Source organism: Streptococcus parasanguinis (genome assembly GCF_016648855.1).
GTDB classification, from domain to species: domain Bacteria; phylum Bacillota; class Bacilli; order Lactobacillales; family Streptococcaceae; genus Streptococcus; species Streptococcus parasanguinis_L.
This window is the reverse complement of the sequence record NZ_JACLQU010000004.1, coordinates 131,008-137,129: the sequence shown is the minus strand read 5'-3', so window position 1 is coordinate 137,129 and position 6,122 is coordinate 131,008. Positions and strand designations below refer to the sequence as shown.

Annotated in this window: 4 protein-coding genes; 3 read left to right on the top strand and 1 reads right to left on the bottom strand. The window is 44.1% G+C overall.

Annotated features, from left to right (window positions below; all coding sequences use genetic code 11):
- Nucleotides 1-75: 75 nt before the first annotated feature.
- A complete protein-coding gene (locus H7T92_RS04320; RefSeq protein ID WP_201037175.1) occupies nucleotides 76-1,266 on the bottom strand; it encodes a cation diffusion facilitator family transporter in 1,191 nt (396 codons plus the stop codon).
- 152 nt (nucleotides 1,267-1,418) lie between these two features.
- Here H7T92_RS04320 and pcrA point away from each other — a divergent pair, with 152 nt between their 5' ends.
- From pcrA to H7T92_RS04305, 3 genes are all read left to right on the top strand, one after another.
- Nucleotides 1,419-3,704, top strand: coding sequence for a DNA helicase PcrA (gene pcrA / locus H7T92_RS04315; protein ID WP_201037174.1), 2,286 nt, complete (start codon nucleotides 1,419-1,421; stop codon nucleotides 3,702-3,704).
- Nucleotides 3,705-4,032: 328 nt separating this feature from the next.
- Complete coding sequence (locus tag H7T92_RS04310) at nucleotides 4,033-5,307, top strand: DUF2130 domain-containing protein (protein ID WP_201037173.1); 1,275 nt, start codon at nucleotides 4,033-4,035, stop codon at nucleotides 5,305-5,307.
- A gap of 3 nt (nucleotides 5,308-5,310) precedes the next feature.
- Nucleotides 5,311-6,111, top strand: a complete 801-nt coding sequence (locus H7T92_RS04305; RefSeq protein WP_049472261.1) for an alpha/beta fold hydrolase — start codon at nucleotides 5,311-5,313, stop codon at nucleotides 6,109-6,111.
- Nucleotides 6,112-6,122 lie beyond the last annotated feature (11 nt).

The window sequence follows — 6,122 nt, the reverse complement described above, 5'->3', positions numbered from 1 at the left end:
AGCCCACTCAACCACTGCGTCTTGCTCGACAATCCAAAAATAATTGAGAGGCTAGGACTTTTGTCCCAGCCTCTTTTAGTCTGTTTTATTAGTAATTTGATGGAAAATCTTTTGCCAAGTTTCGTGGCGACGCCAGAGACTGGTATGGATTTGACCGTCTAGTTCATAGCGTATGAGTTTGGTTTTTTGACTGATGGACTCCAGTTCAAAGTTTTGGAATTGAACTTGGTCGCTTGCGAGAGCCTCTATTAATTCTGCCTTGTTGTGTTCGTGACCGGTATCGTCAATCAAGGTATAATTGTCCGCTAGCAATGTATCAAACTCTTGCTTAGCATAGAGGCGTTTTTCGTAGGTTAAGAGTTTCTTTTCAACGTTTTCGATCAACTCATCCTCAGGAATTGAGCTAGGTTCTACATGGACATCAATGTCAAAGACTCCAAATTCTTCTTTCAGGAGATCCTCGACTTCTTCTGTGATCGCATGGCTTTCATAGACGGAAAGATCGGGATTCATCTCCAAGACAACGTCCAGATAGATATTGCTTCCGTAGGTCCGTCCGCGTTGGTATTTCACACGCGCAATCTTAGGGAGTTTTAAAATAGCTTTTTCGTAATCTTCGAGGAGACTATCGTCAAAGCCATCTGAAAGACTAAAGGAAGATTCCATAAAGATATCGTAGGCTGTTTTGAGGATAAAGAAGGTGATGATGATGGCTACGATTTTATCGACAATTGGATAGTTAAAAGCACTAGCAGCGATCGCGATCGACGTTCCAAGAGATGTGACGACGTCTGAAAGATTGTCTTTTGCGGCTGCTTTTAAGGCTTTAGATTTGGCTCGTTTGGCTAAGCGAAGATTGTAGAAATAAACGCCTAGCATAACAAGGGCTGAAACCACTCCGACACCAGCGCCAAGTGGATCAATGCTAACTGTTTCATTGCTGAAGATCTTTTGGAGGGTATCGCGTAAGACATCAAAACCGACATAAAACATAATGATGGAGGTGACTAGACTAGCTAGATCCTCAATTTTCCAGTGACCAAACTTGTGATCACGGTCAGCTGGTTGGCGAGCGAGACGAATCCCGATGAGCAGGGCAGCATTGCTGATAATATCTGATAAGTTGTTAAATCCATCGGCTACCAAACTAGAGGAGTGAAGCAGATGACCAGTAGCTAATTTTGCTGAAGAAAGTAGTAAATAGGCTAAAATACTGATGACGGCACCACGTTCGGCCAGTTTTAAGTTACTGTATGGTTTTTCCAAAATTTCCTCCTACAACCTCGGATATGAACCTGTTTTCTTTAAGCTACTATTATATCGTTTTTGGAAGGGAAATTCAAATGAGTCCTTTTTTAAAAGAAGCTAGGCAGGTTTTTGTGGTATAATAGAACGATTGAATGAATGAGGAGTATGAGATGAATCCTTTATTGAATGGTATGAATGATCGCCAGGCAGAGGCGGTCCAAACGACAGAAGGTCCCCTTTTGATCATGGCGGGAGCTGGTTCTGGTAAGACACGTGTCCTGACCCACCGCATCGCTTACTTGATCGATGAAAAAATGGTCAATCCTTGGAATATTTTGGCCATTACCTTTACCAATAAAGCCGCTCGGGAGATGAAGGAGCGGGCTTATCAATTGAATTCAGCCACTCAAGATTGCTTAATTGCCACCTTCCACTCCATGTGTGTGCGTATCCTCCGTCGAGATGCGGATCACATTGGCTACAATCGGAATTTTACCATTGTCGATCCAGGTGAGCAACGGACCTTGATGAAGCGGATTTTGAAGTCCTTGAATTTGGATCCTAAGAAATGGAATGAACGGACCATTTTGGGGACCATTTCCAATGCCAAGAATGACTTGATCGATGAAGTGGCCTATGCTGCCCAGGCTGGAGATATGTATACCCAGATCGTCGCCAAGTGTTATGAGGCTTACCAAAAGGAACTGCGTCAGTCAGAAGCGGTAGACTTTGATGATTTGATCATGCTAACCTTGCGTCTTTTTGACCAGCATCCAGATGTGCTGACCTATTACCAGCAGAAGTTCCAATATATCCACGTGGATGAGTACCAAGATACCAACCATGCCCAATACCAATTGGTCAAACTCTTGGCTTCACGTTTTAAAAATATCTGTGTCGTTGGGGATGCGGACCAGTCTATTTATGGCTGGCGTGGAGCAGATATGCAGAATATCCTGGACTTTGAGAAGGATTATCCTGAAGCCAAGGTCGTTTTGTTGGAGGAAAATTATCGTTCCACTAAAACCATTCTGCAAGCTGCCAATGATGTCATTAAAAACAATCGCCACCGCCGTCCGAAGAATCTATGGACACAAAATGAAGATGGGGAAGAGATTGTCTATTATCGGGCTAATGACGAGCAGGATGAAGCAGTCTTTGTTGCTAAAACCATTGAAGAGCTTAGTCGCGAAGCTGGCTACAAACACCGTGATTTTGCCGTTCTCTACCGGACCAATGCTCAGTCACGGACCATTGAAGAAGCGCTACTCAAGTCTAACATTCCCTACACCATGGTAGGGGGCACCAAGTTCTACAGCCGGAAGGAAATTCGGGATGTCATTGCTTATCTGAACTTGATTGCCAACCTCAGTGACAATATCAGTTTTGAGCGCATTATCAATGAACCCAAGCGGGGAATCGGGCCAGGTACAGTGGATAAGATTCGCGACTTTGCCCAAATGCAAGAGTCCTCACTCCTGGATGCTTCAGCCAATATCATGCTCTCTGGCATCAAAGGAAAGGCAGCCCAAGCCATCTGGGACTTTGCCAATCTCATTCTTGATTTGAGAGAAAGATTGGACCAGCTGACCATTACAGAGTTGGTCGAAGAAGTCCTTGACAAGACAGGTTATATGACAGCCCTAACCAATCAGGGAAATTTGGAAAGTCAGGCCCGCATCGAGAATATCCAAGAGTTCCTGTCTGTTACCAAGAATTTTGATGAAAATGGAGAGACCGTCGACGACGAATCAGGTGTGGAGACCTTGAGTCGTTTCTTGAACGATTTGGCTTTGATTGCCGATACAGATGATGGGGCCCAAGAAACTTCAGAAGTGACCTTGATGACTCTTCATGCAGCCAAGGGATTGGAGTTCCCAGTCGTCTTCTTGATTGGGATGGAAGAAAATGTCTTTCCTCTTAGTCGTGCGGCAGAGGATCCAGATGAGTTGGAGGAAGAACGGCGCTTGGCTTATGTAGGGATCACGCGGGCAGAGAAGGTTCTCTTCTTGACCAATGCCAACTCACGTTTGCTCTTTGGACGGACCAGCTACAACCGGCCAACGCGTTTCATCAATGAAATTAGCTCGGATTTATTGACCTACCAAGGATTAGCCCGTCCAGTCAACACTAGCTTTAAGGCTTCGTATAGCAATGGAGGCGGAACGACCTTTGGAAAAGGCATGAGCCTGTCACAAGCCCTTCAAGAGCGCAAGAGACAAGCAGCTCCAAGTACTCTCACATCATCAAGTCTCCCCTTTGGCAATAGCAACCGTTCTAGCGCCAAAGAAAGCGTCGCATGGGCCATTGGCGACATTGCCATTCACAAGAAGTGGGGCGAAGGAACTGTCCTAGAAGTCTCTGGTAGTGGTAGTACCCAAGAACTCAAGATCAACTTCCCAGAAGTGGGGCTAAAGAAACTCTTAGCCAGTGTCGCGCCAATTGAGAAGAAATAAACTGAAACCAGTAAGCTTAGCTTGCTGGTTTTGTCCTTTTATCAACTTCCCTTAGGTGAGGACGGACGGTAGCGACTCCCTTTGGGATTCCATACCTTAGATTTGAGCCTTCCGTCTCAAATCTACCGAGCAGGAGAAACAAATCTGTTTCTCCTGCTTTTCTCACGGCGGGAAGTTTTAATGGTCATTGTTCTTCTTTCTCAAATTCTCTCATTTACTCTATTCACTGTCATAAACTAGGGAAATAGTAGGAGCAAGCCTCGTTTGCTGGTTTTGATTTTACTGGTGGCATGATATAATATACTAAGAATAGAGAAAGAGGCATGCTATGAACGAAATCAAGTGCCCCAACTGTGGGGAAGTCTTTACAGTCAATGAAAGTCAATACAGCGAACTCTTGTCACAGGTACGGACAGCAGAGTTTGACAAGGAAATTCATGAGCGAATTCGGCAAGAGTTGGCTTTGGCTGAGCAAAAGGCCCTTAATGAGCAACAAGAGAAGTTAGCCAAGAAGGATCAAGAAATTGCCCAGTTACAAAACCAGATTCAACAGTTTGATACTGAAAAAGAATTGGCTAAAAAAGAGGTGGAGCAAACCGCTAGCCAAAGCTTGCTAGAGAAAGAAAAAGAAGTGCAAGCGCTGGAAAATCAATTGGCCACCTTGCGCTTGGAGCATGAGAACCAACTGCAAAAGACGCTTTCTAATTTGGAGAAGGAGCGTGATCAGGTACAAAACCAATTGCTCCTTCAAGAGAAGGAAAATGAACTGTCCCTAGCTTCTGTTAAACAAAATTATGAAGCCCAGCTAAAGGCGGCCAATGAACAGGTCGAGTTCTACAAGAATTTCAAGGCCCAACAATCTACAAAAGCTATCGGTGAAAGTCTGGAGCAGTATGCGGAAAGTGAATTCAACAAGGTTCGCAGTTTTGCCTTCCCAAATGCCTATTTTGAAAAGGACAACAAGGTCTCTGCGCGTGGGTCTAAAGGCGACTTTATCTTCCGCGAGTGTGATGAAAATGGAGTGGAGATTATCTCCATTATGTTTGAGATGAAGAATGAAGCCGACGGGACCGAAAAGAAACACAAAAATGCGGATTTCTACAAAGAGTTGGACAAGGACCGTCGAGAAAAAAACTGTGAATATGCGGTTTTAGTGACCATGCTTGAAGCAGATAATGACTACTTCAACACAGGGATTGTCGATGTTAGCCACGAGTATGAGAAGATGTATGTGGTCCGTCCTCAGTTCTTTATCCAGATCATTGGGCTCTTGCGCAATGCGGCCCTCAATTCCCTTAAATACAAGCAGGAACTGGCGCTTGTTCGTGAACAAAATATCGACATCACCCACTTTGAAGAAGACCTGGATGCTTTCAAAGTTGCCTTTGCTAAGAACTACAACTCAGCTTCAGTCAACTTTGGCAAGGCCATCGATGAAATCGACAAGGCCATCAAGCGAATGGAAGAAGTCAAGAAATTCCTGACCACATCAGAAAATCAACTTCGTCTCGCTAACAACAAGTTGGATGATGTTTCCGTTAAAAAATTGACTCGGAAGAATCCAACCATGAAGGCTAAATTTGATGCTCTGAAAGGAGAATAATCTTTGTATTCAGCTAAGAACGCTACCTTGTCCATGAATGGGAAAACCATGGACTATGTGACATTTGGAAAAGGAAAGGACCCTCTAGTAATTATACCAGGCTTGGGGGATGGATTGCAGACCGTTAAAGGAAAGGCACAGCTCTTTTCTCTCTCGTATCGTCTACTTGCTAAGCGATATAAAATCTATGTTTTTTCTCGAATCAATGAGTTGAGACAGGGCTATACGACGCGGGATATGGCAGCAGATGTAGCAGAAGCAATGGAGACACTAAACATAGATACAGCCTATGTCATGGGGATTTCACAAGGTGGAATGATTGCCCAATGGTTGGTGGTAGATTTCCCTGAAAAGGTTCAAAAGCTCATCTTAGCCGTGACTACTGCAAAACCTAGTCAACTTGCTAGAGAGCGAATTGAGCATTGGCAAAAGCTTAGTCAATCTGGAACTTTTAGAGACCTCATGCTGGATATTGCAAAGCATTCTTACACGCAAAAGAGTTATCAAAAGTGGCGGTTGCTTTATAATATTATGGGTCGCTTGGGGCGAATCAAAGATGAAAATAGAATAGCCATTCAGTCTCAGTCTTGCCTGGAACATAATAGCCTTGAGGTCTTAAAAGAAATTCAGTGTCCAACCTTGGTCCTTGGTGCGCTTGAAGATGATGTGATTGGTGTGGACGGATCCAAGGAACTAGCAAAAGCGATTTCGGGTTGTCAACTCCTCATTCTTAAGCATTCTGGGCATGCTCTTTATGAAGAAAATAAAGTATTTCAAGAGGCTGTCTGTGAATTCTTAAACTAAAAAAAGCTGGA